Below are 23,440 nucleotides of genomic sequence, written 5' to 3' on the forward strand. Positions count from 1 at the left end.
CTCTTGTCTGCATCGGCTCTCTACAACCGACCAGGGGCGGCTTTGTTAGTTCTACTATTTACAGCGCACTACACTAGACTGTGCAGATGCCCGATTGTTGCTGAAACAAAACAGTATGATGGGTGTCACCGTGATCACCCCTCTTTCTTGCCCCATGGTTTTCAACATCTTGAAGTTTCGTGGATGCCTTAGCGTTGCAGAATTGTATAAAAACAAAAAAAGTTGCACTTTTGTCTGAATTTTGCGCTAGAATTAATAATGATGGTCGGATCGTCATACGATAGCTCCAACTTGTGGTTCCAGGAGACAAGGCTTGGGGAACTTCCGTATCCAAGCTGACATGACGATATTCGCGGGCTTGTTGTTTTTCGCCTACATGTTGTCCGGACCTGTGCCGAAGCACCGAATTTTGACCAACTGTCTACAACCCGAGAGATAAGGTAACCAAAGATGCGCAAAGCAAACAAAACCCTTCGCGTCATGGGCTACGCGGCCCCTGTGGCGCTGACCTTTGCCCTGGCGGCACCCGCCATGGGTCATCCCCCCACAGACGAGAACCTCTGGTCGGCGAAAGGGGAAAATACCGCCTGGACCACCAGATACGACGAGTGCTGGAAGAGCAAGACTGGCCCCGGTGATCTTGCTCCCTGCGCGGTGAAAAAGCTGGAACCAGCCAAGAAGGTTGTGGCGGAGCTGAATTTCAATCTCAACCAGTACGTCGTTCCGAATGGCGTCGCCGATATAAGGCAGGTCGATGAGATCGATAAGTATATCGACCAGTTGAAAGCAACTCCGGACCGCGAGCGCGTCACCATTGTGGGGCACACCAGCGCCGACGGCTCCGATGATTACAACATGAAGTTAGGTCAGAGGCGTGCCGAGGCGGTTCGCGATTATTTCATTCGGCGGGGTTATCCTGAAGAGTACCTCGCACCTGCCGAGTCCAGAGGCGAATACGATATGCGTCCGGGATACGATCCCTACTCCGTTGCGCAGCGCCGCGTGGAGTTCCACAAAACCAAGCTTTGACCTAGAAACCGGCGGCGGGAGAATCTCTCGCCGTGGGCATGTCAGGAAGCCGACCACCATGATCGTGGTCGGCTTTTTCTTTGGCCGAGACCCCATCATAGAACGGACTACGCAATCATAGGAGGTCTTCGACCATGCGTATGTTCCGGGACAAAACCCGGCTGCCCAGCCCGGAACAGGCCCTGCCCGGACGCAATCAGGCCATGCCCGTAACCAACCTGCATTACGTCAAGGGCACGCCCATCCAACCGCCGTTCCCGGCCGACACCCGCACCGCCCTCTTCGGACTCGGCTGCTTCTGGGGTGCCGAACGGTGTTTCTGGGAGCTGCCCGGTGTCTACTCCACGGCCGTGGGCTACGCCGCCGGCTACACGCCCAACCCCAGGTACCAGGAGGTCTGCTCGGGGCTCACGGGACACAACGAGGTCGTCCTGGTGGTGTTCCGGCCGCAGGGCATCGACTTCGAGGCACTGTTGCGTCGGTTTTGGGAGGCCCATGACCCAACCCAGGGCATGCGTCAGGGAAACGACGTGGGAACCCAGTACCGTTCCGGCATCTATTTCGCCGGCGACCAGAAAAGGGCCGCGCAGGTAAGTGCCCAGCGCTATCAGGCAGCGCTTACAAAAGCCGGCTATGGGGCGATTGCAACCGAGATCCTACCGGCGCCGAAATTCTACTATGCAGAGGATTATCATCAGCAGTACCTGGCCAAGAATCCGGGCGGCTACTGTGGTCACGGCGGTTGCCGAGTAGCCTATCCGGACCTGGGAGAAGGCACTCAGGTCTGATCCGCCTGCCACCCAGGGGTTTTCGTCTTTGGGTTCTAATCCACAAAAGTTTAGCCCCGTAGGGCGGGAAAGCGCAGCGCATCCCGTCTTCAGCCGCTGCTGGAAGCTATGTGCGCTCGCCTTGGGAGTCCGAGGGCATCCTGGTCAGGGGAACGAAGACGACCCCGAGCGCCTCTGTCTTGCTGAGCGATCCGTCCTGGCGCTTCTCGATCACAACGAGCTCCTGATGGCCGTACTGGGGACCGACGGGGATTACCAGCCGGTGACCTTCCTTGAGTTGCTCGATCAGGGGTGGGGGCACCGCGGGCGCGGCGGCGGTGACCAGAATGCCGTCGTAGGGGGCGAACTCGGGCCAACCGGTGTAGCCGTCGCTATGCCGGGTCTCGATGTTCGTATAGCCCAGGCGGGCGAGCCGAGCGGCGGACTGCCGGGCCAGTTCGGGAATGATCTCCACCGAACGGACTTGGCCGACCACGCGGGAAAGGATGGCCGCCTGGTACCCGGAGCCGGTGCCGACCTCCAGCACGCAGTCATCCGGTCCGCAAGCGAGGAGGTCCGTCATCAGGGCGACGATAAAGGGCTGGGAGATGGTCTGGCCGTGGCCGATGGGCAGCGGGCCGTTGGCGTAGGCATAGCCTTGCTCATGGTCCGGGACGAAATGGTGGCGCGGGACCGCTTCCATGGCCATCATTACGCGCTCGTCGAAGGTGTCGCGTCCGATCATCGAGCGCGTATATCGGAGCTCCGCCCTGATATCCTCAAGCAGCTTGTGAGTGCTGGATTGCATAGGTCCTTCCCGTCGCCGCGGCCGATGCACCGATGAATCGGCGTCGATCGCAGGATGGTCGTGTCGCCGTCAGTGTTCCCGATGCCCAGCAAAGGATAGCTTGTCCAGCACGCCCATCATCACCGCCGAGACCACGAAGGTCAGGTGGATGATCACATACCACATGAGCTTGTCGTTCGGGATCTGGGGCGCATTCATGAAGGCCCGCAGCAGATGGATGGAGGAGATGGCTACGATGGAGGCTGCGACCTTGAGCTTCAGGGTACCGGCATCCAGCTTGCCCAGCCAACCGAGCTTTTCGGCATCATCGTCGATATCGATGCGTGAGACGAAGTTCTCGTAGCCGGAAAACATCACCATCACCACCAGGCTCGCTACCAGCACCATGTCGATCAAGGCGAGGATCGTGAGCACCATTTCCGATTCCTGCATGGTCCAGATATGGCTCAGGACATGAAAGACTTCCTGGAAAAACTTCACGCCCAGGGCGACCAGGGCCAGGGACATGCCGACATAGACCGGGGCCAGGATCCAGCGGCTGGAGAAAAGCAACTTTTCGATCGCGCGTTCCAACCTACCAGCGGTTATTTTCATCTTCTCAGTCCCAAGACAGGCTACCGCCGGTACGGTATTCGGTGACTCGGGTCTCGAAGAAGTTCTTCTCCTTCTTCAGATCCAGCACTTCGGACATCCAGGGGAAGGGGTTGGTGGCCCCCGGATACTGTTCCGGCAGGCCGATCTGGGCGCAGCGGCGGTTGGCGATGAACTTCAGATACTCATCGAACAAGGGGGCGTTCAGGCCCAGCACACCGCGGGGCATGGTGTCGTGGGCATATTGGCTCTCCAGCCCCACGGCATCATGGATCATGCGCACCAGCTCCTGCTTGAACCCCTCGGTCCACAGCTGCGGGTTCTCGAGCTTGATCTGGTTGATCACATCGATCCCGAAATTCATGTGCATGGACTCGTCGCGCAGGATGTATTGGAACTGCTCGGCGGTGCCGGTCATCTTGTTGCGGCGGCCCATGCTCAGGACCTGGACGAAGCCCACATAGAAGAAGATGCCCTCGAAGATGACGTAGAAGGCGACCAGCTCGCGCAGCAGCTTGCGGTCGTTCTCCGGGGTACCCGTGTTGAAATGGGGATCGGCGAGGCACTGGGTGTAGGACAGCGCCCACTCCGCCTTGCGCGCTACGGCCGGCACTTCCCGGTACATGTTGAAGATCTCGCCCTCGTCCAGTCCCAAGCTCTCTACCGCGTACTGGTAGGCGTGGGTATGCAGGGCCTCCTCAAAGGCCTGACGCAGCAGATATTGACGGCACTCCGGATTGGAGATATGCCGGTAGACGGCAAGCACCAGATTATTCGCCACCAGGGAGTCGGCGGTCGAGAAGAAACCGAGGTTGCGCTTGATAATGGTACGCTCGTCCTCGGTCAGACCCTTGGGGTCTTTCCACAGGGCGATGTCCGCGTTCATATTGATCTCCTGCGGCATCCAGTGGTTGGCGCAGGCATCCAGATACTTCTGCCAGGCCCAGTCGTACTTGAAGGGGACGAGCTGGTTGAGGTCGGCACGGCAGTTGATGATCCGCTTGTCGTCCACCCGCACCCGGCCGGCACCTATCTCCAGGCTCTCCAGGCCGGTGGCACCACCCGCGGCGGCTGGATCGGCGTGCCGATCCGGCAGGCCATCAGCGCCGGTGACGGGGACGTCGGGCCCCCAGGTTGCCAGATCCGGCTGCACCGGCAGCGGATTCGGATCCACCACCGGTCCGGCACCCGCGGCGGCCACCAAGGTGTCGCCAGCGCCCGCGTCCTTGCCCAGCGGACGCACATAGCCGGCAGTGTCGTGGGCCTGGCGCTCGGCGTGTCCGTCACCCTTGGGGGATAAATCAAAGGGTACCGATCTCGGCAGCGCAGCCGGTGGCGGCACTTTGGAGCCCTCGCGCCGGCTCGACACGAAGGCCAGTGGGTCGTCCCAATTCAACATATGTTTTCCTCTTTTACTTCCGGATCGTAACGGTGAAGAAAGAGAACCAAACAGATCATCGACCTACCTTTATGCGCGCGATCGGCGGCGGCCACACCACCCTACAACCTACCATCCACGACGTCAGCCGGGAACACATGCTTGACATCGAAGAACAGGGCACCGGGATGACCCCAGGCCCGCAGCCGTTCGATCCCCATTTCCTCGAACTGGCGGTGGGCCACGGCCAGGATGATGGCATCATAGCTCCCCGGTTGCGGGTCCTGGATCGGCGTTATGCCATAATCATCTTCGGCCTCACGGGGATTCACCCAGGGGTCGTGGACGTCCGTGGAGATGCCGTACTCGGCCAACTCCTTAAGGATATCGACCACGCGGGTGTTACGCAGATCCGGGCAATTTTCCTTGAACGCCAGGCCGAGCACCAGCACCCGGCTGTCCTTCGTCACCAGGTTGTGCCGGGTCATGAGCTTGACGACCCGGCCGGCGATAAGGGCGCCCATACGGTCGTTGAGACGGCGGCCGGCGAGGATGATCTCCGGATGGTAGCCGATGGCCTGCGCCTTGTAGGTGAGATAGTAGGGATCGACGCCAATGCAGTGTCCGCCCACCAGGCCTGGTCGGAAGGGCAGGAAGTTCCACTTGCTGCCCGCCGCTGCGAGCACTTCCTGGGTATCGATCCCTAAGCGATTGAAGATGAGGGCAAGCTCGTTGACGAGCGCGATGTTGACATCGCGCTGGGTGTTCTCGATGACCTTGGCCGCCTCGGCGACCCGGATACTACTGGCCTTGTGGGTGCCGGCGGGGATGATGCTGCGGTACAGGGCGTCGATGAAGTCGGCAACCTCGGGGGTAGAGCCCGAGGTTACCTTCTTGATCGTGGTCAACCGGTGCGTCTTGTCGCCAGGGTTGATGCGCTCCGGGCTGTAGCCGACGAAGAAATCCCGGTTGAGCGCGAGGCCGGACAGCTGCTCCAGGATCGGGATGCAGACCTCCTCCGTAGCGCCTGGATAGACCGTCGATTCGTAGACGACGATGTCACCTGCCTTCAACCGTGCGCCGAGCGTGCGACTGGCCGCTTCCAGGGGGCGCAGATCCGGTTGTTTGTAGAGGTTTACGGGCGTGGGGACCGTTACGATGAATAGGTTGCAGTCGGCTAGGTCCGCGGCATGGTCGGTGTAGGTCAGTTCCGCGACGGCCCGTAGCGCTTGCGGGTCCACTTCGAGGGAGCGATCCCTGCCTGCCCGTAGCTCCGCGATGCGGGCCGCATCCAGGTCGAAGCCCACCGTCGGATAGCGCTTGCCCAGCTCGACGGCCAGCGGCAGTCCCACATAGCCGAGACCCACGACCCCGATTCGGATGCGTTGAAGATCAAAGTTGGAGGGCATGGCAGCCGTACCTTTGCGCTGGGTCGAAATCGAAATCGGGATCGCAATCGGAATCCCGACTTCGATCCCGATCCCGATTTCGGGCATGATGCATCTCAATCGACCTGACTATCTGGCTGATGCGGTTCACTTCGCTAAGAGGCCGTCTAAAAACTAACGCATTGATTTCAGCCCCGTAGGACGGGAAAGCACAGCGCATCCCACCTTCAGCCGCTCACCGCACCCTACGGGCTTGGCCCAACCTCTACTCTTTCGCCTTTGCAGTTCGAACTGGCCCGTGGTCGGCGGGAGTTCAGGCCATGCCGGAGACCATCACCCGCCCCATCCCCGGGCCAAGCTCGAAATCAAAAGGTGTGGGCAGGTGTTCCACCGGCCACTCCGGGGAGACGTCCTGCAGTGGAGTCGCCGCCTGCACGTGGCGGTAGAGGTCGTAGCAATGGAAGTGCTGGCGGTTCCAAGGGTCTTTGTTGAGCGCCACCAGTGCTTCGCCGTTGCCGCTGGTGGATGCCTTCCAAAACAGGAGTAGGGTGGGATTCGGGTGATCGAGCTTCTGGATCGGGCCTTCCTCCTGGAAGACAGGGTAGTCGCTTTTGATCCGGTTGACGCGGGTGATAAAGTCGGTCAGGTCCACCGCCGGCTCCTCCCAGTGCTCCGGTCGGGTAGCGACCACGTGCAGGCGATTGCGGAATCCGTACTCGTAACCGATCGGCATCATGACGCCGGTCGAGAACAGCGCGACGAACAGGTAGCGCTGCTTGAGGGCCTCGACATTGTTGCCCGATTCGCTGAACAGGCGCTCGGTATCGTGACTCTCCGGGAAGCCGATGGAGGGGGCAATCTGGCGGGTAAGCTCGTATTGCTCCAGGAGCCAGGGGCTCGAGAAGTCCCACCACTTGGCACTGTTGAAGACATAGTCGAATCCGGCGGAGGCGGTCTCCCTGGTCTCATGTGGTGAGCAGCCGAGGGTTTCGGCCGCGAACACCAGATCCGGGTGCCGGCTCCGGGCGTCTTCGATGATCCGGCGCCAGAAGTCCCTGGGGATCTGGTAGGCGGCATCGCAGCGAAAGCCGGTGAAGCCGAGCTCCACCAGATAGAGGATGACATCGTCCAGATAGCGCCTTAGCCCTTCCACGTCCGAAGAATGTCGGTGATCGAGCTGGGCCAGGTCCCCCCACACGGTCTTGGTCCCGTCCTCCTCCAGGCAGTAAGGGTTGACCAGGCGGTCACCCTCGCGCACACACCACTCCGGATGCGCCTTGACGAGCGAGGAGTCCACCGCACAATGATTGATGACCAGGTCGATCATCATGTTCAGGCCCAGATCATGGGCCTGGGCGACCATCTGCCTGACCTGAGTCTCCGGGGACTTGCCGGATTCGGGATCCAAAAGGTTTGGGTTGATCTTGAAGTAGTCGGCGATGGAATAGAGGCTGCCGGAATGACCCGGCCGCTGGATCGGGTTGACGAATACCCAATCGAAGCCCATAGCGGCGGCGCGCTCCAGGTGCGGCTTCCAGTCCCCGAAGGGTCCGGCGAGGAGGGGGAATAGGTTGTATATTTTCATGTGCGGAAAGCTCCAGCCAAAACTTCGCATTTCAATAGAAGAAATTCAAAAGCTATAGAACCCAAATGGGAAAAGGAGCCAGGCTCAATTGATGGGTCGTTTCTCACAGATCATTCGCCTAACATTTGGCTGCAAGCGACCCAATGCCGCGGTTCCGGCTCCTCAGCAATTTTCAAGCTCAGTGCCACGCGGCATTGGGCGCCTGAGCCAAGCCGTTATGCCCCTGGGAAGATCACACCATTCGGTTTACTTGACATTAGAGGTGGTATGACCAATAGTCGTACCAGGAGGTGACCATGCACAAGGCAAAAATCGCGATTAGCCTAGACGAGAAGACCCTTGGTCGCCTCGATCGCCTCGTCCGCCAACGTGTCTACCCTAGCAGAAGCCGTGCCATTCAGGAAGCTGTCGAAGAGAAGCTGCAACGCTTTGACGGTGGCAGACTCGCGCGTGAATGCGGCAAACTCGATCCTAAGTTCGAGCAGGCCATGGCCGACGAGGGTATCGCCGGAGACCTTTCTGAATGGCCCGAATACTGAGAGGCGACATCCGTTGGGCAAATCTTGATCCAACACGTGGACACGAACAAGGCGGCAACAGGCCCGTTCTCATACTCAGCCAAGACGTCTTCAATCAGCGATCCGGCACGGTCATCGCCATAGCAATAACCAGTCAACCTCAGAAGGCAGGCTTCCCCCTCACCCTTGAGCTGCCGACCAGGGGGCTCCCCAAACGCTCTTGGGCCAAGATCAGCCAGATCCGCACCTTATCCGTTGAGAGAATTGGTACCAGAATAGCCAAGGCATCCGACGAGGACCTTGTGCATATTATTGACGGCCTCAACGAAATCATAGGGGCATAACAAAGCGCTCAAGCGGACCTGGCGAGTCGTATCGACCCGCTAGGCCGCTAGGCGCCGACGTTAAGAATTGAGAATAGTCATGGAAAACGGTGTAACTGTCAGGTCCTAGATGATTACGTGGAATTTTTTTAGAGAATTGGGGCTGCCGTGCATACCATTTTTGGAGCGTTTGGAGGGGCGTTTGGTGGTGCAAGCCTTTGTGAGGGATGTAGTGATTATAGAGGTAGTGATGAACTTCCTGCTGAACCTTTTTCTTCCCCGCTTAAAAGGACTACGCGACCACTACATGTTAAGCACTACCAATTTCTCAAGGCGCCCTTGAATCAAGCATCGGCAGACGCACCAGACTGCGCCCCTGATCGCGCAGGTATTGGGCCTCCCGATCGAGCATGGCGAGTACCTGCGGCGTCACCGGCTCGAAGCCCGGGGCGCGGAGCGCGATACTCAAGGCATAGGGCAGATTGAGGGCGCGGTCATCGCCCAGCCGCAACAGATAGGCCCGCTCGTAGTCGGGAGGAACGCGCAGCGACCAGTTCGCGTCCTTCACCGTGCCGGGGATATTGTACTGCTCCTCCAGACCGAGCAAGTCGGCGAAGAAGACCATGATGTTGCGGGCCCGACTGATCAACAGATCGGCAAACAGCGCATGTACCAGCGCACCGGGGTGTCCGGCATGATCGGTCACCCAGCGTTCCCGGTCCGTGTGCGCCGGGACCAATCGGTTTCCCAGGTCTTCGGCCCGGTCCCGGGCGCTGCCGTCCCTGACCCACTGGGCGGCCAGCTGCCAGATCGGCGGCGTATCGTGATTCCCGAGCATGATCCAATCGATGGGCTCGGCACGCTCGCTGCGATAGACATCGGTGGGATTGTGCGGGTCCACCTTCTGCAGGACCCGAAACCGACCGAGGCCGAATCGGTCCAGCACCTGCTTGAGGGGCAAGGGTAGGGTGCTGAGTACCTCGCACACCAGGTCGTAGCGGTGGCTTGTGGTACCGTCGGGGCTGACCAGCCGGGAAAAGACCTGGGCATAGGCGTCCACCTGCTCCGCGGTGAGATATTCCACCCAATGGTCCGCATGCAGTGCACCTTCGGCATTGAGCTGGTGTTCCTCCACGTAGGAGAAGGCCCGCAAATCCGGGTGATCCGGCAGATTCGGTGAGGAGAACAGCCGCGCCCCCTGCTGGACGGCCAGAAAGGGGTCTTTCCTGTCACTGCGGTACACCCAGGGGCAGACCCACCCATGGGGATGATCGACCCGTACCCCGTCGTACTCGGAATAGAGCTTTTCCAGCCGGTAGCGCACGAACGCGAGCACGGGTCCGGGGGAGCCGTCCTCGGCCCGGTATTGACCGGGATCCAACACGGCGAAGCCCCAAGGTTGGCCCATGGGATTAGTCCGGCTCGGGGGGGCCCCCATCCGGTAATTGGGCAGCAGCAACCCCTGGTGGGCCCATGCGTCCTGATCCGACAACCCGATTTGCAGGTCGGCGTACAGCTGCATCCCGAGCGATTTGCAGTGATCCCGCAGTCGCTGGTGCTGCTGATGCAGGAGCAGCTGGCCGAATGTATAATGCTCGACCGCCGCTCGGTGGTCTTCCAGCAGCCTGGCCTTTCTAGCGGTGCGGGCCGCTTTCGCTCCGGCGGTCGGATTGAACAGGTCGCGGTCGGGGTGGGGTTCGCCGGTGGGGGTCTTCCAATGGTGCCAGCTGTGTCGCCCATGCACCTCGAACAACACCGAGTAGAGCGCATCGGGCTCCAGCCATCGGGCATGGGCGCACCGGAAACCGTTCAGCTGCTGTTCCAGTTCCGGATAAGCCGAGCGATCCTTGCGAAATCGCCCATAGGCAATATCGATGGCACCTCCTTGAGCCGCATAGGCAAAGGCATAATGGACCCGGTTTCGGACCCCTGGACGAGCCGCGAGCAGAGACTCGCGTTCGCCGGCTTCCAGCAAACCTTCCCGTAGCAGGGGAGAGAGGGCCAAGCTCAACGGGTTGCGCGAGAAGAGCGTGCCGTCGTAGGGAGAGGGATTGTCCGCGGCCGTGAGACCCTGGGGGCCCAGCTGGACACCGTTGAAACCGAGCTTTGCCAACTGAGTCAAAAAATCCGCGGCACCCTCGGCATAAGGTGTGCCGCGCCCCGTATCTTCCTCGTATCGAGCCGGGAAGCTGGCATCGTGGATCTCCAGAAACAGCTTATCGACGCCGCAGGCCCGCAAGCCTGGCGCTACACAGCCCGCGTAGGACTCGGAGCCAATCATTCAAGGCTGCCTTGAAGAACGCCTTCCATGGGATTTTCCGAAACGCTGCTCGAAAAGCCTGGTTTCCAAACGCCTTCATTCAGACCTTTCTATAATTCTCATCACGCAAGAAGAAGGTTTGTACTAATCTCGCGTCCTCAATGGACCGTCCGAAGAAACACGTCTCCCGATGAAACCGATGGGCGTTATATATAGCGAGCCGGTTGAATTTCATCGGTATGTGGTCCGTAATTTGCCATCTGTCTTCAAAGTGCCCATCGTAGAATAACTCTATCTTTAGTATTATCCCCGGCACTTGCAGATTATCTTTATAGCCGGTCCGCTTATGCCGATAAAGGTTGGTTCCACCTTTACACTGTTCCGGCGTGTTCAAATAGACCAGGCCCGCCCAATTCCCTCGCCTATCGGCATGAATTCGGGTCCGTTCCTCGGCAGCATCCCCAAAAGGGTCGATCTTGTAGGTGCCCGTAAGGCTCTCAGGAGCCGCCGATAAATTCATGCCGGTCAACTCGCTGATCCGTTCTATTACCTTGGCGTTCGTTCTTTTCGGGCTCCTGAATGTAGTAAAAGATGTTTTTAATCTATAGTCGTCTCGCAATGCCTCTTCCCTAACGGCCTCGGGATTGAGATAGAAATCATCAATTATAATAATCCCTTCCTTATTCATAGCTCTCGCACCGGGATTTACCATACCCACGCCATCCGATCCCAGACGCTCGTAATCCGCAGGATCACAGCTAGTGTCTGCTAAAAACCAACGGTTCTTGGCGAAACTGAAGAAAACGGTTTCATTACCTGTAGCTTTGGGTGGTTTCAGGGTGGTCGCCTTCATGTAATACGGCAGCTTGAGTTCTTTCTCTCCCTCCAGTTGCTTGGTTTCGCCTTCATAACGGCAGTTACACAAGTTATAAACATATAGTTTTCCCTCGGTATTATTCATTAGGTGTCAAGTCCCGCGAGAATACGGACTCGTCTTCTGATGGATATGACTATTTTCCCATCATTGCTCAATGTCCCTAGCGAGCGGAAGCGGCACTCGGTGCGTTACCATGCCTTAACGTGATTGTAGATCGCCAGGTAATGGTGGGCCGGATGATTCCAAGAGTAGTCATAGACCATGCCGTTGGAAAGCAGGCGCCGAAACTCTTTCGGAAATTCATACCAGAGCCCGATAGCACGGTCCATAGCCGATTCGACGGCAGAGAAATCCGTGTTGTCGAAGACATAACCGTTGCGATATTCGAAAGGCATCGGCGCATAATCCCGATCGAATACGGTATCGGCGAGACCACCGACCGATCTGACGATGGGGACGGTGCCGTAACGTAGGGCAATCAGCTGGGCGAGACCACAGGGCTCGAAAACGCTGGGCACGACCAACATATCCGCGCCGGCGTAGATGAGATGGGCGAGCTGCTCGTTGAATCCGAGCTCGATATGGATATCCGGGTTGTCATTGAGATGGTGCTTGAGACCCCAGAACTCATTGTTGACGCCCGGGTCCGGACTCGAGCCCAGGAGCACGAATTGGGAGCCCCGGTGGAGGGCATAGAACATCGCGTGACGGACCAGATGCAGGCCCTTTTGGTGATCCAGCCGACCGACATAGGCGATCAGGGGTTTGTAGTCCTTGCGCAGCATCAGGCGCTCGCGAAGCGCCTCCTTGTTCGCGTATTTCCCGTCCAGATGCCAGACATCATAGTGATGGGGCAGAAAGCGATCGATCTCGGGATTCCACACCTCATAATCGACGCCATTGAGTACACCGCCGAATTTGCCCCCGTGGACGGAGAGCGTGTGACCCAGCCCTTTACCCTGGTCGGTATAGCGGGCCTCCCAGGCATGCTTCGGAGAGACGGTGGTCACGAAGCTCGAATAGACGATACCGCCCTTCATCATGTTGATGGCCTTCGGGTTGTGATCGTCGCCCAGGCGGTCACGATCAAAATAATAGTCCGGTCGATTCAGGCCGGTCCCGGATAACACCGGCTCCCCGTGGACCCCCTGGTGCTGAAAATTGTGGATGGTGTACACGACGCGCTGATCGTGCATACCCATACGGTGATAGATCTCCCACAGCAGGACCGGTACCAGACCGGTTTGCCAATCGTGGCAGTGAATAATGGTCGGACGCTTGCCCGACTTGAGCAGAAACTCAATGGCCGCCTTGCAGAAGAAGGCAAACCGCAAGGCATCGTCGGGCGCTCCATAGAAGGAACCGCGATTAAAGTAATTTTCGTGCGAGTGGGGCTCGATGAAGTAGCACCGGCGCCCGTGGACCATGCCGAAATAGACCGTGCAATGGACGCCGCCCCCACCCCAGGGCACCCAGAGATCATGGTAGGTGGCGTCCAGCCCCCAGATTTCACCATACCAGAGACAGTCGTATTTCGGGAGTATGATCTCCACATCGTTGCCGCGAATCTCGAGCTCGCGGCTCAAACCGAAGACCACATCAGCCAACCCGCCCACTTTGGCGACGGGTGCGAGTTCGGACGAGATATGAACGATATACATTAAGGATAACCTAGTAAAAGCCCAATGCCATTGAGTTAGCTGCTGGCCGCTTGTCATGACAGATCAGGATGCGGAAGCGAAAACGACATCCCGATTCCGCAGGCACTAGGCGCCATATTATGGGTACGCAACCGAGCGCCGTCTACCGATAACTGACTACCCGGCTTGCTCCCAGGCTCCCGGTTTCTCCGGCGTGGGAGCCGGCGACCGGCGACAAATACCTCTATTTCGGTGAAAATGTGAGGGATTTCAAACCCACGTGGAGGACCCCCGGATGGCGACCCGGATGGCAACCGAGCTCATCGAACTGAGAGATGGCCTGTTCGTAGAAGTACAGGCAAACCCCGAGGACCAGCCCAGGCAGATCGTGGCGGGTGCCGCCAGTCGTGTCGACGGGGCCTTGGACGCGGTGCGTGGCCTGCTGCTCAAATCGGTCGAGCCGGTCGCCTCGGTATGGGCCGACATGAGCCGAGACCTCACCATCGATCAGGTGGAAATCGAGCTCGGGCTCGGCTTCGAGGCCACGGGCAAGCTCTTCATTGCCCAGGGTACCGGCAAGTCGAATGTCAGCTTCAAGCTGACCGTGCGCCCCAAACGCCAAGACTGACCGGGCCTTCACTATGGATTGGTGGACCGATGTCGTCTTCCGCATAACCGGCCCGGATGCCGAGCATCGGGGCCAGGGTACCGGCTTCGCCTGTGCCCGCGAGGGTGATGCGGTATTCGTGGTCACCTGTTGGCACGTGGTGCGCGAGATCGGTCCCGAGCGCCTGTCTATCAATGGCCTGCCGTGCGAGCTCGTCTCTAAGGAAGGCGACGACAATCTGGATCTGGCCGTGCTGAAAGTCCCGGATCTGGCACGCGGAGAACCGCTGACACTGGCACCTGACGGCGCGCCCCAAATGGCTTTCAAGGCCTACGGTTATGAGCCGATTGGCCGCCAGCTATCCGGGGAACTCGGCGCTAGGATTTACCGTCCCCATGTCTCCCACCAGGATGTTCCTGCATGGGACTATTATCTGTACGAGGGCTCACGCGCGCTCGAGAAGATCCAGGACGGCTACAGTGGTGCCCCGGTCTTCGATCCGAAGGGACACAGGGTGGTTGCGGTCATCACCCACCGCGTGGGGACGGACAAGGGTTTTGCAATCGACATCGCCAACCTTCCGCGTGTCTACTCTCCGGCGAGGGCTTGGCTCTCGGACGGCGAGTACGCCGCGACCGACAACCCCCTAGTCAAGACCCTGGACCACGATCAGCTTGCGTCCATCTATGAGCTTCTGGACGACAACGACCGACTGATCGCATGGGTCGAGGCTTGCTCGGAGGATTGGCCCGACTACCTTGCCGACCATATCCACCTGCAACCCTGGCCGGCACAGGGTCAGGACTTCCGGGAGGCGGTTCCGCTTCGCCTCACCCGTTTAGATAGCGCGGCCTTCCGGAAAGCACTGCTCGAAAAGGTACTGGGCACCTCCAGGGCCGCAGACGAGAAGGCCGAGCAGGCCGTGGTCCGCGGCTGGATCAATAGCACCGACCTGCGGGTGCTCTACATCCCCGTGGCGCTGAAGCGCCACGGACGTTACTTACCGAAGCTCATCCGTGGTGCCCACGAGACCCTCGAGAAGCTCGGACGCTTTGCGCCCGGATCCCGGGTCCTGGTGCTCTTTGCCTGTATCCGCGACGGCGAAAAGCCACCTTTCTGGTGGCGGCTTTACCGCCTTAAGTTAGCCAGACTCGACTGTTGCCACACCTTGGCTGACATGCGCCTTCTCCACAAACCGGACATCGACCAGTGGCTCGCCGGTTTCCCGACGCCGTTTCTTAGGCTCTTCAAACGCGATTGGCTAAGGGCCGAATTGCTCAGCCTGTTCCCAGCCGATGGTTGCGGCATCCGCTACGAGCAGATACGCCGCTGTCTGATCGACGAGGGCGCATTGCAGCAGGCACGCCGCAATCCATGTCCATGACCGGGGTCTAACAGTGCAAGGATCACCACGCCGTCGACTGGCTCCCCACGCTCCAGCGTGGGAGCAAATCCCGATGCTCCAGCGTCGACTAAGCGTCTCGGCAGACTAGGTCCTGTTGACATTTAACGCTAACCGACTGTTTTCACATGTTGAAAGACTGCAACATTCCGGCAGTCCGCACAGCGGACCCTACAGTCGATCAGCTGGTTAGCGTAGGGTCCGCTGTGCGGACCTTCTAAATGTCAACACGACCTAACAGCCAATGCCGATCAGCACCGAGGAGCTGAGTCCGCGGGAGCGGACAAGCCGGCGTTCCCACGCTGGAGCGTAGGAACGAGCGCTACCGCCTACGGCCCTTTTTTAGACAAGCACATAAGGGGGCAATGATCGCCGAGCCGACCCCGATATCTGGAAAGGAGATCGAATCATGAGCGAACTGCGCTTCTACACCGGCCGCGGCCACGCCGAGCCCAAGGCCGCGGACAGACTGCCCACGGTGGACCCGGCCGCCCTGCGTGCCCCCCAGGGCTACCGTGCTACCGACCGCACGGCGGCGGCCGTCGAGGTCGCCCTGACCCTCGGCATGCCGCTGCTGGTGACCGGCGAACCGGGCTCGGGCAAATCCGGCTTGGCCGCCAGCATCGCCTGGGAGCTGGGCCTGGGTGAGGTGCTGCGCTTCGCCGTCAAATCCGATACCGAGTCCCGCGACCTCTTCTACCGCTTCGATACGGTAGGGCGCTTCCACGCCGCCAATACCCTCAAGGAGGGCGATCCAGGTACCGACCCCGGCCGCTTCATCACCTTCGAGCCCTTGGGCCGCGCCATCCTGCTGGCCAAGCCGGAGCGCGTGGTGCGGGAGCTGGGGGTGCCGGACTATGCCGTCGATCACCCCGGCGCGCAGCGCCGCTCCGTGGTCCTCATCGATGAGATCGACAAGGCCCCGCGGGATGTCCCCAACGACATCCTGGTGGAGATCGAGCACATGCAGTTCGACATCCCGGAACTCAGCGGCGCCGGGCGGCCCGCGGTGCGGGTCGCGCTTGGGGAGGACGAGAACCGCTACCGGCCCATTGTGGTCTTTACCAGTAACTCCGAGAAGGCATTGCCGGACCCCTTTCTGCGCCGTTGTGTCTACCTGCACCAGCAGTTCCCGCCGTTCGAGGCGGAGTTGGAGGGGAAGCCGTCCGAAGATCAGGTCACCGTGGAATCCATTGTCTCCGCCCGCCTCGGTGCCCGCTATCAGGGCCAGGACCAGACCTCCCGCCGCATCCAGGATGCGGTGGGCTTCTTCCGCTTCCTGCGGGAGCAGGCGGGCCTGGAGCGCCGCCCGACCCTGGCGGAGCTCCTCGACTGGCTCGACTATCTCATGCCCCAGCGCACGCCGATCTCGGAGTGGCATGCCTTGGCCGCTCTGACCCAGAGGGAAGGGGTGGGCGAGGCCAGGCTGCGGGCCGGCATCGAGTCCCTGCTGCTGAAATCCCCCGCTGACCAGGCCCGAACCGACACGCTGCTGACCGACTGGCGCGGCGGGCGCTGACGGGCACCTGACGAGGCTTTGTCTAAGAGCCTGTCCGGTTAAAAGCAATCCTGAATGATTCGGCGCAGTTTGGAGGACCGGACTTTCTTTATCCACAGATTACGCAGATTTCCACAGATTATTTCGTTCTTAATCTGCGGAAATCTGCGTAATCTGCGGATTAAAAAAGGTTTCATCTGGCTCCCACGCTCCGGCGTGGGAGCAGGCCTTGTCCCGACGGAGGAGGGATCTTGACGCTCCAGCGTCACCAAGCCTGGCCGCCGGAGCGGCCAAGATGGCGTTCCCACGCTGGAGCATGGGAACGAGCAAACCCGCGTGTGAATTCGTACCCTTTCGCGTCTTTCGTGGTTCTTGTTTCCGGCGCCCGCGGAATTTGACTCGGTTGTAAAGATACAGGTCCGTCAAGGAATCCTAGTGACCACGCATCAGGTCTCATCGGCTCCGCCCCCGCCTGGCCCCCTGGCGCGTTATCACCGCGATCTGCCCCGGTTGGCGGTACTGCTGCGCGGGGCCGGTCTGCCGGTGGGTCCCGATCGCTGGCAGAATATCTACGACCTGCTGCTGGCACTCAATGCCCGTGGCCAGCTGCCGCAACGGGTCGCCGACCTCGAGCAGCTGATCGCGCCCCTGTTGTGCCGCTCCGAGCAAGAGCAGCGGCAGTTCGGCGAGCTGTTCGCGCGCTGGGCCCGAGACCTGGAGCCGGATCTGCGCGGGCCGGAACCAGGGACCGCGGCGACAACCGCCGACACCGATGCACCGCCGCAGTCGCCACCCCTGCCGCGTCTGGGCTGGTGGCTGTCGGGCCTCGCACTCCTGTTCCTGGTGCTGGCCGGGACCCTCTATTGGTATCACATTCGATCTCAAGCGCCGTCCCTACCGCCGTCCCCAGACAAGCCGATCTCGTCGCCCCTGCCCTTGGACGATCAGCTACCACCGGAGACAAAAGGACTGACGCTGGAGCCCGTCCCACCGCGCACGCCCCCTGAGCAGCCGACCCTGGACCCCGTCCACCGCGCCCGGCTGGAGGCCCTGGGTGATCTGCTCCTGATCCTGCCGGGCTGCCTGGCCCTGGTATGGCTGCTCATCCGCTGGCTGACCTGGAAGACGGTGCTGGAGCGCCGCCGGGGCGATCCGAACGATCCGCTCACCCACATCGGCCTGGCTGCCCACCAGGACGATCCGCTCGCTGCCCCGGACTTGCAGCAGACCCTCAAGCGCCTGCACACTCCGGTGGCGGTGCCGACCCGGCATCTGGATCTTGAGGCCACGGTCGACCGTACCGCGCGCCATGCCGGGCTCTTACAACCAGTGCGCCGTGCCCGCCGCAGGGTGCCGGAGCTGGTGGTCCTGGTCGAGCAACACCACGTCGGCGACCAGATGGCCGGCCTGGCGGGCGAGCTGGTGGACCGTCTGCACGCGGCCGGGCTCGACCTGTACCGTTACGATTACCGCGACAGCCCCCGGCGATTGATCGGCCATGATGGCCGGTGGCGCCCCTTGGCCGCGGTCGCCGGCCGGCATGCGGGTGCCCGGCTGCTCCTGATCGGCGAGCCCGCGGCCCTGATCGACCCCTTCTCCGACGCCGCCTTGCCCTGGCTCGATGCCTTCGCCAGCTGGCCCGAGCGGGGACTGCTGGTCACCCGACGCCCGCCCGAGCGCTGGCAAACTGCCCTGGCGGCGGCAGGCTTCCTGGTCGCCGAGCTCGACAGCGCCGGCATCCGGGCCCTCGCCCTATGTCTGAGCGATCGTCTGGGCGAACGGCTGAGCAACCGGCCCGCCGGCGCGGATCCGGCACTGCCGGGTCTCACCCTGCCCCTGCCGCGGCTGCTCCAGGACGCCCGGCGCTGGACCCAGCCGGTAGCGCCGGCAGCCGCGGAACAGGCCGGGCTGCTGTCCGTGCTGATCGACTACCTGGGGCCGGACGGCAGCCGGCTGCTCACGGCGATGGCTGCCTACCCCCAGCTCCACTGGGGCCTGACCCGGCTCCTGGATCTGAGCCTGTTCCCCGATCCCGACCCCGTGGCGCGCGAGCGCCGGCTGCTCAAGGTCGCACGCCTGCCCTGGAGCCGTGCCGGCTGGCTGCCGGACTGGCTGCGTGCCGATCTGCTGGAACGTCTCGACCGCGGCGATGAACACAGGCTCCGCCGGCTCTACCGCCGGTTGTTGCGCCCCGAGCCGGGGACCGGCACCGGGCGCCTTGCGTTGCCGGTCAATTTGCCGCGTGCCGTTGGGCCCTGGACGAGGCTCCGGGAGTGGCTGCGCCAGAGGGGCTGGCGGCTCGACCGTTGGCTGTCCGCATCGCGCACCCTGTCCGCCGAACACGGCGCCCTCAACGATGCTATCTTCGCTGATGTCCTGTTCGGTTGGCGCCTGCGGCTGCTCGATTTCGTCCTGCCCAAGCGTCTACTGCGCCCCTATCTGGGCGGGACCCTGCGTCGGGCCCTGCTTGCGCGCACGGCACTCGCCGTGATACTGGCCGCCGGCGGCGCCTGGCTCGCCGGGAGCGCTTGGCACCAGTGGCTCCGGGAAGCGGCGGAATCACGTCCGCTCGCCAGGCAGAATGCTGTCCATGCCGAGTACCGGGTCACCATTCGGCACCGAAAAGAGACCGCCGAGTTGGCGCAAGCACTTTTTGAGACCCTGGCGGCCAATGGCTTCGATACGGCAATCATCGAGGCGGCATTGGAGCTACCTGGGAAAGACGCCGAATCCCTACCACCGGTCAACCGGATCCAATGGGGTGATCCCGCCGACGAATCGATAGCCAACTCCATCGCCCGGCGCCTGACCTACCTCACCTGGGGTCAGGTCCCCGAAGTGACCGACCAGCTTGGGTCCGTGGCCCTTGCCGGGCTTGCCCAACCACCGGAGCCCAAAGCCCTGCGGGTATTGCTGTGGACCCCCGGCACCACCGGTAGCGGGTTCACGGACCCGCTGGCGGAGCCCCTGACCCCGGAACAGATCGCCGAGTTGACGACTCCGCCCGAGCTGCCGTCGGAAGCGCTGCCGCCGGAAGCGCTGCCGCCGGAAGCGCCGCAAACGCAGACATCGGATACCAGGGAGACGCAACCAACATCGGAATTGCCTGGTCGGACATTCCGCGATCCCTTGCGGATCGGTGGCACCGGCCCCGAGATGGTTCGGCTCCCCGGTGGTAGCTTCCTCATGGGCTCGCCGAAGGGCGAGCCGGAACGCGTCAGCGATGAAAGCCCGCCGCACCAGGTGACCGTTCGGGCCTTCGCCATCGGCCGCACCGAGGTCCGCTTCGTGGACTATGATCGCTTTGCCGAGGCCACCGGGCGCGAGAAGCCGGACGACGAAGGCTGGGGCCGCGGCGACCAGCCGGTGATCAATGTCAGTTGGCGTGACGCCCAGGCCTATGCGGCGTGGCTCAGCGAGCAGACCGGCCACAGCTACCGCCTGCCCAGCGAGGCCGAATGGGAATATGCCGCCCGCGCTGGTACCTCGACCCCCTTCTGGACCGGCGACTGCATCCACACCGACCAGGCCAACTACAACGGCGGCTACGACTACAAGGGCTGTGGTGCCAAGACCGACGTCTATCGCCGCCGGACGGTCCCCGTCGGGAGCCTGCCGGCCAACGGTTTCGGTCTGCACGAGATGGCGGGCAATGTCTGGGAGTGGGTGGAGGACTGTTGGCATGACAGCTACGCGGGCGCACCGGCTGACGGCAGCGCCTGGCTGCAAGCCGGGGGTGGGGATTGCGCCCGGCGTGTGCTGCGCGGGGGCGGCTGGTACTTCAACCCGAGGTGGTTGCGCTCCGCGCTCCGCCTCAGGAACGCCGCGGGTGGTGCCAACTTCGTCGTCGGTATTCGTCTCGCCAGGACATTCTGACCCTGTATCCTTTTTACTTTGTCCCTTTCATCTGGCTCCCACGCTCCAGCGTGGGAGCAGGCCTTGTCCCGACGGAGGAGGGATCTTGACGCTCCAGCGTCGACTAAGCGTCTCGGTAGGCTAACAGCCAATGCCGATCAGTACAGAGGAGCTGAGTCCGCGGGAGCGGACAAGCCGGCGTTGAGCGCGAACTTTACTATCTGGCTCCCACGCTCCAGCGTGGGAGCAGGCCTTGTCCCGACAGAGGAGGGATCTTGACGCTCCAGCGTCGAGAAGCATCGAGGTATGCTCGAAAGCCCAGCTAACACCAAGCCGCCGGAGCGCCCAAAACGGCATTCCTGCAATGGACCCCGGGAACCAAAATACCTATAACGGAGAATGGACAGAAACGAGGAAGGCCGCCATGGGTCGAGATCGTTACCGGATTTACGACCGGGATGCACCCTATTTCCTCACCTGCACGGTGCTTCAATGGTTGCCTCTGTTTGCTCAGCCTGCGAACGTGCAGATCTTGCTCGATTCCTTGAGATTTTTGCAGAGCCAGGATCGTCTTATCTTGTATGGCTATGTCATCCTCGAGAACCATTGCCACCTGCTCGCCGCCGGACCGGACCTGGGCCAGGCGATAGCGAGCTTCAAGTCCTTCACCGCGGGGCGGATCGTGAAACGACTGCAGGAGCGCCACTCACCGATTTTGGACCTGCTCGCGTTCCACAAGGCGCGGCACAAGGTGGATCGGGAGTATCAAGTCTGGCAGGAGGGCTCCCACCCGGAGCAAATCCAGGGGGAGGCGATGATGCGGCAGAAATTGGAGTATATTCACAATAATCCGGTCGCGCGGGGCTATGTGGACAACCCGGTGCACTGGCGCTATTCCAGCGCACGGAATTATGCCCGGCAAGAGGGGTTGATCGAGGTGGTGACCCAGTGGTGAGCGTTGATGACGCTGGAGCGTCAAGATCCCTCCTCCGTCGGGACAAGGCTTGCTCCCACGCTGGAGCGTGGGAGCCAGAAGTGCTAGAGGTAGAGGGGTTGATCGAGGTATGAGCCAGTGGTGAGCATTGGTGACGCTGGAGCGTCAGATCCCTCCTCCGTCGGGACAAGGCCTGCTCCCACGCTGGAGCGTGGGAGCCAGAAGTAGAAGCAGTCTCCGGAGTGTGGGAGCCAGAGAGAAGTATGACGCTGGAGCGTGGGAGCCAGAAGCGAGTCGGGCCGGGAATGCCGGCGTCCGGGGCTGGTAGGTATCACCGAAGGTCCCGGACGCACCCATTGCTCGGTCTTGTCCTGATATTCCTCCCGGCACTATTGATCCAGGGTGCCGAGGAGGCAAGCGGTTTTGCGCCCGGTACCCTGCCGGCTGAGCCCTGTGTCAGTCGTCCCGGCGAAGGGCCGCAGATGGTGCTGATCGAATCCGGCCGGTTCAGGATGGGATCGCCTCCAGGAGAGAAAGAGCGCCTGAGTAGCGAAGGACCGCAACATCCGGTCGCTGTGGTCAGGCCCTTTGCGCTGGCCCGTTGTGAGACCACCGTCGGGGAGTTCGGCCGCTTCGTCGCGGAGACCGGCTACCGGACCGATGCCGAGCGCGGTGGCGGCTGTTACACAGTGAACGCGGACCGTTCAAGATTTCAGCAACGGGAAGACGCAAGCTGGCGCAACCCCGGCTTTGCCCAGTCTGCCGATCACCCCGTGGTCTGTGTCTCTTTCAACGATGCCCGTGTCTATGCGCGCTGGTTGAGCCTGCGCACAGGCGCCGCGTACCGCCTGCCCACCGAGGCCGAGTGGGAATATGCCGCCCGCGCCGGCACCTCGACCCCCTTCTGGACCAGCGATTGTATCCACACCGACCAGGCCAACTACGACGGTAGCTATGACTACAACGGCTGCGGCGCCAAGACCGGCGTCTATCGCCGTCGGACGGTCCCCGCCGGCAGCCTGCCGGCCAATGCCTTCGGCCTGTATGAGATGGCAGGTAATGTCTACGAGTGGGTAGAGGACTGTTGGCATGACAGCTACGCGGGCGCACCGAATGACGGCAGCGCCTGGCGAGAGGCCGGGGGTGGGGACTGCGCCCGGCGTGTGCTGCGCGGGGGCGGCTGGGGCAGCGACCCGGGGTGGTTGCGCTCCGCCGGCCGCTACAGGTACGCCGCGGATGTTGCCTACTTCGACGTCGGTATTCGTCTCGCCAGGACGCTCTGACCCTTTGTTCTCTGCCCTTTGACCCTTTGCCGGGCGCACTTGCATCCGGCTCCCACACCCATCCGGCTCCCACGCTCCAGCGTCGATTAAGCGCCTCTTCTCGCCCCCACGCGCCGCGTGGGGACGTGGAAGCTCCGCGCCGCGGAGAAGGCGGGTCGGAACAGCCTTTTGCCGACAAATCCTGGCCGGCAGGATGCCGGCGTTCCCAGCGCTTTATCTGGCTCCCAGGCTCCAGCGTCGATCAGTAACCAGGTCAGTTCAGGTGAGCTGGGATCCCGAAGGCGGGATGCGCTGCGCTTTCCCGCCCTACGCGGGTTGGGCGCTGTAGGCGGAGGCGCGATGGAAGCGCGGAACCGCTTGGTCGGCGGACAGGTGTCTCATCTGCAAGGCAAGTCAGCTTCCCCTGTGGGCACGGGGAAGGGATCGGGTTTGAGTGGATTTTCCTATAGGAAAAACTCATTCCCCCCACCTGTGGAAGGTGTCGCAAAAGCCCCTCTCCCGCCGAGGGTGTCGCAAAAACGGTGGCGTCAGCTGTCACGCTCGTTCCCACGCTCCAGCGTGGGAACGGCAGCTTGTCCGCTCCAGCGGACGCAGCTCCTCGGTGCTGATCGGCGTTGGCGGTTAGCCTACCGCGGCGCTTAATCGACGCTGGAGCGTCAGATCCCTCCTCCGTCGGGACCAGGTCTGCTCCCACGCT

General features: G+C 61.6%; 18 protein-coding genes. 10 read left to right on the forward strand and 8 right to left on the reverse strand.

Annotated elements, in window-relative coordinates; genetic code table 11:
* Positions 1 to 450: 450 nt before the first annotated feature.
* On the forward strand, positions 451 to 1,029 hold the full coding sequence (locus BQ17_RS11155) for an OmpA family protein (protein WP_089727064.1): 579 nt from the start codon (positions 451 to 453) through the stop codon (positions 1,027 to 1,029).
* 134 nt (positions 1,030 to 1,163) lie between these two features.
* A complete protein-coding gene (gene msrA, locus BQ17_RS11160) occupies positions 1,164 to 1,817 on the forward strand; it encodes a peptide-methionine (S)-S-oxide reductase MsrA (protein WP_089727066.1) in 654 nt (217 codons plus the stop codon).
* 106 nt (positions 1,818 to 1,923) lie between these two features.
* Here msrA and BQ17_RS11165 read toward each other — a convergent pair whose 3' ends face one another.
* The 5 genes from BQ17_RS11165 to BQ17_RS11185 form a co-directional block, all read right to left on the reverse strand.
* Positions 1,924 to 2,604: a protein-L-isoaspartate(D-aspartate) O-methyltransferase gene (locus tag BQ17_RS11165; protein WP_089727068.1), complete on the reverse strand. Its 681-nt coding sequence runs from the start codon at positions 2,602 to 2,604 to the stop codon at positions 1,924 to 1,926.
* A gap of 69 nt (positions 2,605 to 2,673) precedes the next feature.
* Entirely contained in the window at positions 2,674 to 3,198 is a 525-nt protein-coding gene (locus tag BQ17_RS11170) for a TIGR00645 family protein (protein WP_218068228.1), read from the reverse strand.
* Positions 3,199 to 3,202: 4 nt separating this feature from the next.
* A complete protein-coding gene (locus tag BQ17_RS11175; protein WP_089727072.1) occupies positions 3,203 to 4,594 on the reverse strand; it encodes a ribonucleotide-diphosphate reductase subunit beta in 1,392 nt (463 codons plus the stop codon).
* 101 nt (positions 4,595 to 4,695) lie between these two features.
* Positions 4,696 to 5,982: a Vi polysaccharide biosynthesis UDP-N-acetylglucosamine C-6 dehydrogenase TviB gene (gene tviB / locus BQ17_RS11180; protein WP_089727100.1), complete on the reverse strand. Its 1,287-nt coding sequence runs from the start codon at positions 5,980 to 5,982 to the stop codon at positions 4,696 to 4,698.
* Between the two features lie 292 nt (positions 5,983 to 6,274).
* Positions 6,275 to 7,546, reverse strand: coding sequence for an alpha-amylase family glycosyl hydrolase (locus BQ17_RS11185; protein WP_089727074.1), 1,272 nt, complete (start codon positions 7,544 to 7,546; stop codon positions 6,275 to 6,277).
* Between the two features lie 296 nt (positions 7,547 to 7,842).
* Between BQ17_RS11185 and BQ17_RS11190 the strand changes: the two genes are divergently transcribed.
* On the forward strand, positions 7,843 to 8,085 hold the full coding sequence (locus BQ17_RS11190; RefSeq protein ID WP_089727076.1) for a ribbon-helix-helix domain-containing protein: 243 nt from the start codon (positions 7,843 to 7,845) through the stop codon (positions 8,083 to 8,085).
* A complete protein-coding gene (locus tag BQ17_RS11195) occupies positions 8,070 to 8,408 on the forward strand; it encodes a type II toxin-antitoxin system PemK/MazF family toxin (protein WP_089727078.1) in 339 nt (112 codons plus the stop codon). Before BQ17_RS11190 ends, BQ17_RS11195 begins: the two co-directional genes overlap by 16 nt.
* Positions 8,409 to 8,715: 307 nt before the next feature.
* Here the strand turns inward: BQ17_RS11195 and BQ17_RS11205 are convergent, their stop codons facing one another.
* The 3 genes from BQ17_RS11205 to BQ17_RS11215 form a co-directional block, all read right to left on the reverse strand.
* On the reverse strand, positions 8,716 to 10,668 hold the full coding sequence (locus BQ17_RS11205; RefSeq protein ID WP_089727082.1) for a 4-alpha-glucanotransferase: 1,953 nt from the start codon (positions 10,666 to 10,668) through the stop codon (positions 8,716 to 8,718).
* Between the two features lie 79 nt (positions 10,669 to 10,747).
* On the reverse strand, positions 10,748 to 11,608 hold the full coding sequence (locus BQ17_RS11210) for a hypothetical protein (protein ID WP_089727085.1): 861 nt from the start codon (positions 11,606 to 11,608) through the stop codon (positions 10,748 to 10,750).
* A gap of 104 nt (positions 11,609 to 11,712) precedes the next feature.
* On the reverse strand, positions 11,713 to 13,185 hold the full coding sequence (locus tag BQ17_RS11215) for a glycogen synthase (RefSeq protein WP_089727087.1): 1,473 nt from the start codon (positions 13,183 to 13,185) through the stop codon (positions 11,713 to 11,715).
* Positions 13,186 to 13,471: 286 nt separating this feature from the next.
* Between BQ17_RS11215 and BQ17_RS11220 the strand changes: the two genes are divergently transcribed.
* The 6 genes from BQ17_RS11220 to BQ17_RS11245 all read left to right on the forward strand — a co-directional run bounded on the left by BQ17_RS11220 (position 13,472) and on the right by BQ17_RS11245 (position 22,743).
* Positions 13,472 to 13,792: a CU044_2847 family protein gene (locus BQ17_RS11220; RefSeq protein ID WP_141699237.1), complete on the forward strand. Its 321-nt coding sequence runs from the start codon at positions 13,472 to 13,474 to the stop codon at positions 13,790 to 13,792.
* 13 nt (positions 13,793 to 13,805) lie between these two features.
* Entirely contained in the window at positions 13,806 to 15,155 is a 1,350-nt protein-coding gene (locus BQ17_RS11225) for a S1 family peptidase (protein WP_089727091.1), read from the forward strand.
* A gap of 427 nt (positions 15,156 to 15,582) precedes the next feature.
* A complete protein-coding gene (locus tag BQ17_RS11230; RefSeq protein WP_089727093.1) occupies positions 15,583 to 16,692 on the forward strand; it encodes an AAA family ATPase in 1,110 nt (369 codons plus the stop codon).
* A gap of 414 nt (positions 16,693 to 17,106) precedes the next feature.
* A complete protein-coding gene (locus BQ17_RS23410; RefSeq protein WP_256091553.1) occupies positions 17,107 to 20,547 on the forward strand; it encodes a formylglycine-generating enzyme family protein in 3,441 nt (1,146 codons plus the stop codon).
* A gap of 403 nt (positions 20,548 to 20,950) precedes the next feature.
* Positions 20,951 to 21,481, forward strand: coding sequence for an REP-associated tyrosine transposase (locus BQ17_RS11240; RefSeq protein ID WP_089727096.1), 531 nt, complete (start codon positions 20,951 to 20,953; stop codon positions 21,479 to 21,481).
* Between the two features lie 335 nt (positions 21,482 to 21,816).
* Positions 21,817 to 22,743 carry a formylglycine-generating enzyme family protein gene (locus BQ17_RS11245; protein ID WP_176722391.1) on the forward strand — a complete coding sequence of 309 codons (927 nt, stop codon included), beginning with the start codon at positions 21,817 to 21,819 and terminating at the stop codon, positions 22,741 to 22,743.
* Positions 22,744 to 23,440: the final 697 nt, after the last annotated feature.

The sequence above is a fragment of the Candidatus Thiosymbion oneisti genome (genome assembly GCF_900092655.1).
Lineage (GTDB): Bacteria > Pseudomonadota > Gammaproteobacteria > Chromatiales > Chromatiaceae > Thiosymbion > Thiosymbion oneisti.

What these genes read in the sequence shown, in the direction of transcription:
- BQ17_RS11155 (WP_089727064.1), top strand. Translation starts at nt 451, where the DNA reads ATGCGCAAAGCAAACAAAACCCTTCGCGTCATGGGCTACGCGGCCCCT.
- msrA (WP_089727066.1), top strand. Translation starts at nt 1,164, where the DNA reads ATGCGTATGTTCCGGGACAAAACCCGGCTGCCCAGCCCGGAACAGGCC.
- BQ17_RS11165 (WP_089727068.1), bottom strand. Translation starts at nt 2,604, where the DNA reads ATGCAATCCAGCACTCACAAGCTGCTTGAGGATATCAGGGCGGAGCTC.
- BQ17_RS11170 (WP_218068228.1), bottom strand. Translation starts at nt 3,198, where the DNA reads ATGAAAATAACCGCTGGTAGGTTGGAACGCGCGATCGAAAAGTTGCTT.
- BQ17_RS11175 (WP_089727072.1), bottom strand. Translation starts at nt 4,594, where the DNA reads ATGTTGAATTGGGACGACCCACTGGCCTTCGTGTCGAGCCGGCGCGAG.
- tviB (WP_089727100.1), bottom strand. Translation starts at nt 5,982, where the DNA reads ATGCCCTCCAACTTTGATCTTCAACGCATCCGAATCGGGGTCGTGGGT.
- BQ17_RS11185 (WP_089727074.1), bottom strand. Translation starts at nt 7,546, where the DNA reads ATGAAAATATACAACCTATTCCCCCTCCTCGCCGGACCCTTCGGGGAC.
- BQ17_RS11190 (WP_089727076.1), top strand. Translation starts at nt 7,843, where the DNA reads ATGCACAAGGCAAAAATCGCGATTAGCCTAGACGAGAAGACCCTTGGT.
- BQ17_RS11195 (WP_089727078.1), top strand. Translation starts at nt 8,070, where the DNA reads ATGGCCCGAATACTGAGAGGCGACATCCGTTGGGCAAATCTTGATCCA.
- BQ17_RS11205 (WP_089727082.1), bottom strand. Translation starts at nt 10,668, where the DNA reads ATGATTGGCTCCGAGTCCTACGCGGGCTGTGTAGCGCCAGGCTTGCGG.
- BQ17_RS11210 (WP_089727085.1), bottom strand. Translation starts at nt 11,608, where the DNA reads ATGAATAATACCGAGGGAAAACTATATGTTTATAACTTGTGTAACTGC.
- BQ17_RS11215 (WP_089727087.1), bottom strand. Translation starts at nt 13,185, where the DNA reads ATGTATATCGTTCATATCTCGTCCGAACTCGCACCCGTCGCCAAAGTG.
- BQ17_RS11220 (WP_141699237.1), top strand. Translation starts at nt 13,472, where the DNA reads ATGGCAACCGAGCTCATCGAACTGAGAGATGGCCTGTTCGTAGAAGTA.
- BQ17_RS11225 (WP_089727091.1), top strand. Translation starts at nt 13,806, where the DNA reads ATGGATTGGTGGACCGATGTCGTCTTCCGCATAACCGGCCCGGATGCC.
- BQ17_RS11230 (WP_089727093.1), top strand. Translation starts at nt 15,583, where the DNA reads ATGAGCGAACTGCGCTTCTACACCGGCCGCGGCCACGCCGAGCCCAAG.
- BQ17_RS11240 (WP_089727096.1), top strand. Translation starts at nt 20,951, where the DNA reads ATGGGTCGAGATCGTTACCGGATTTACGACCGGGATGCACCCTATTTC.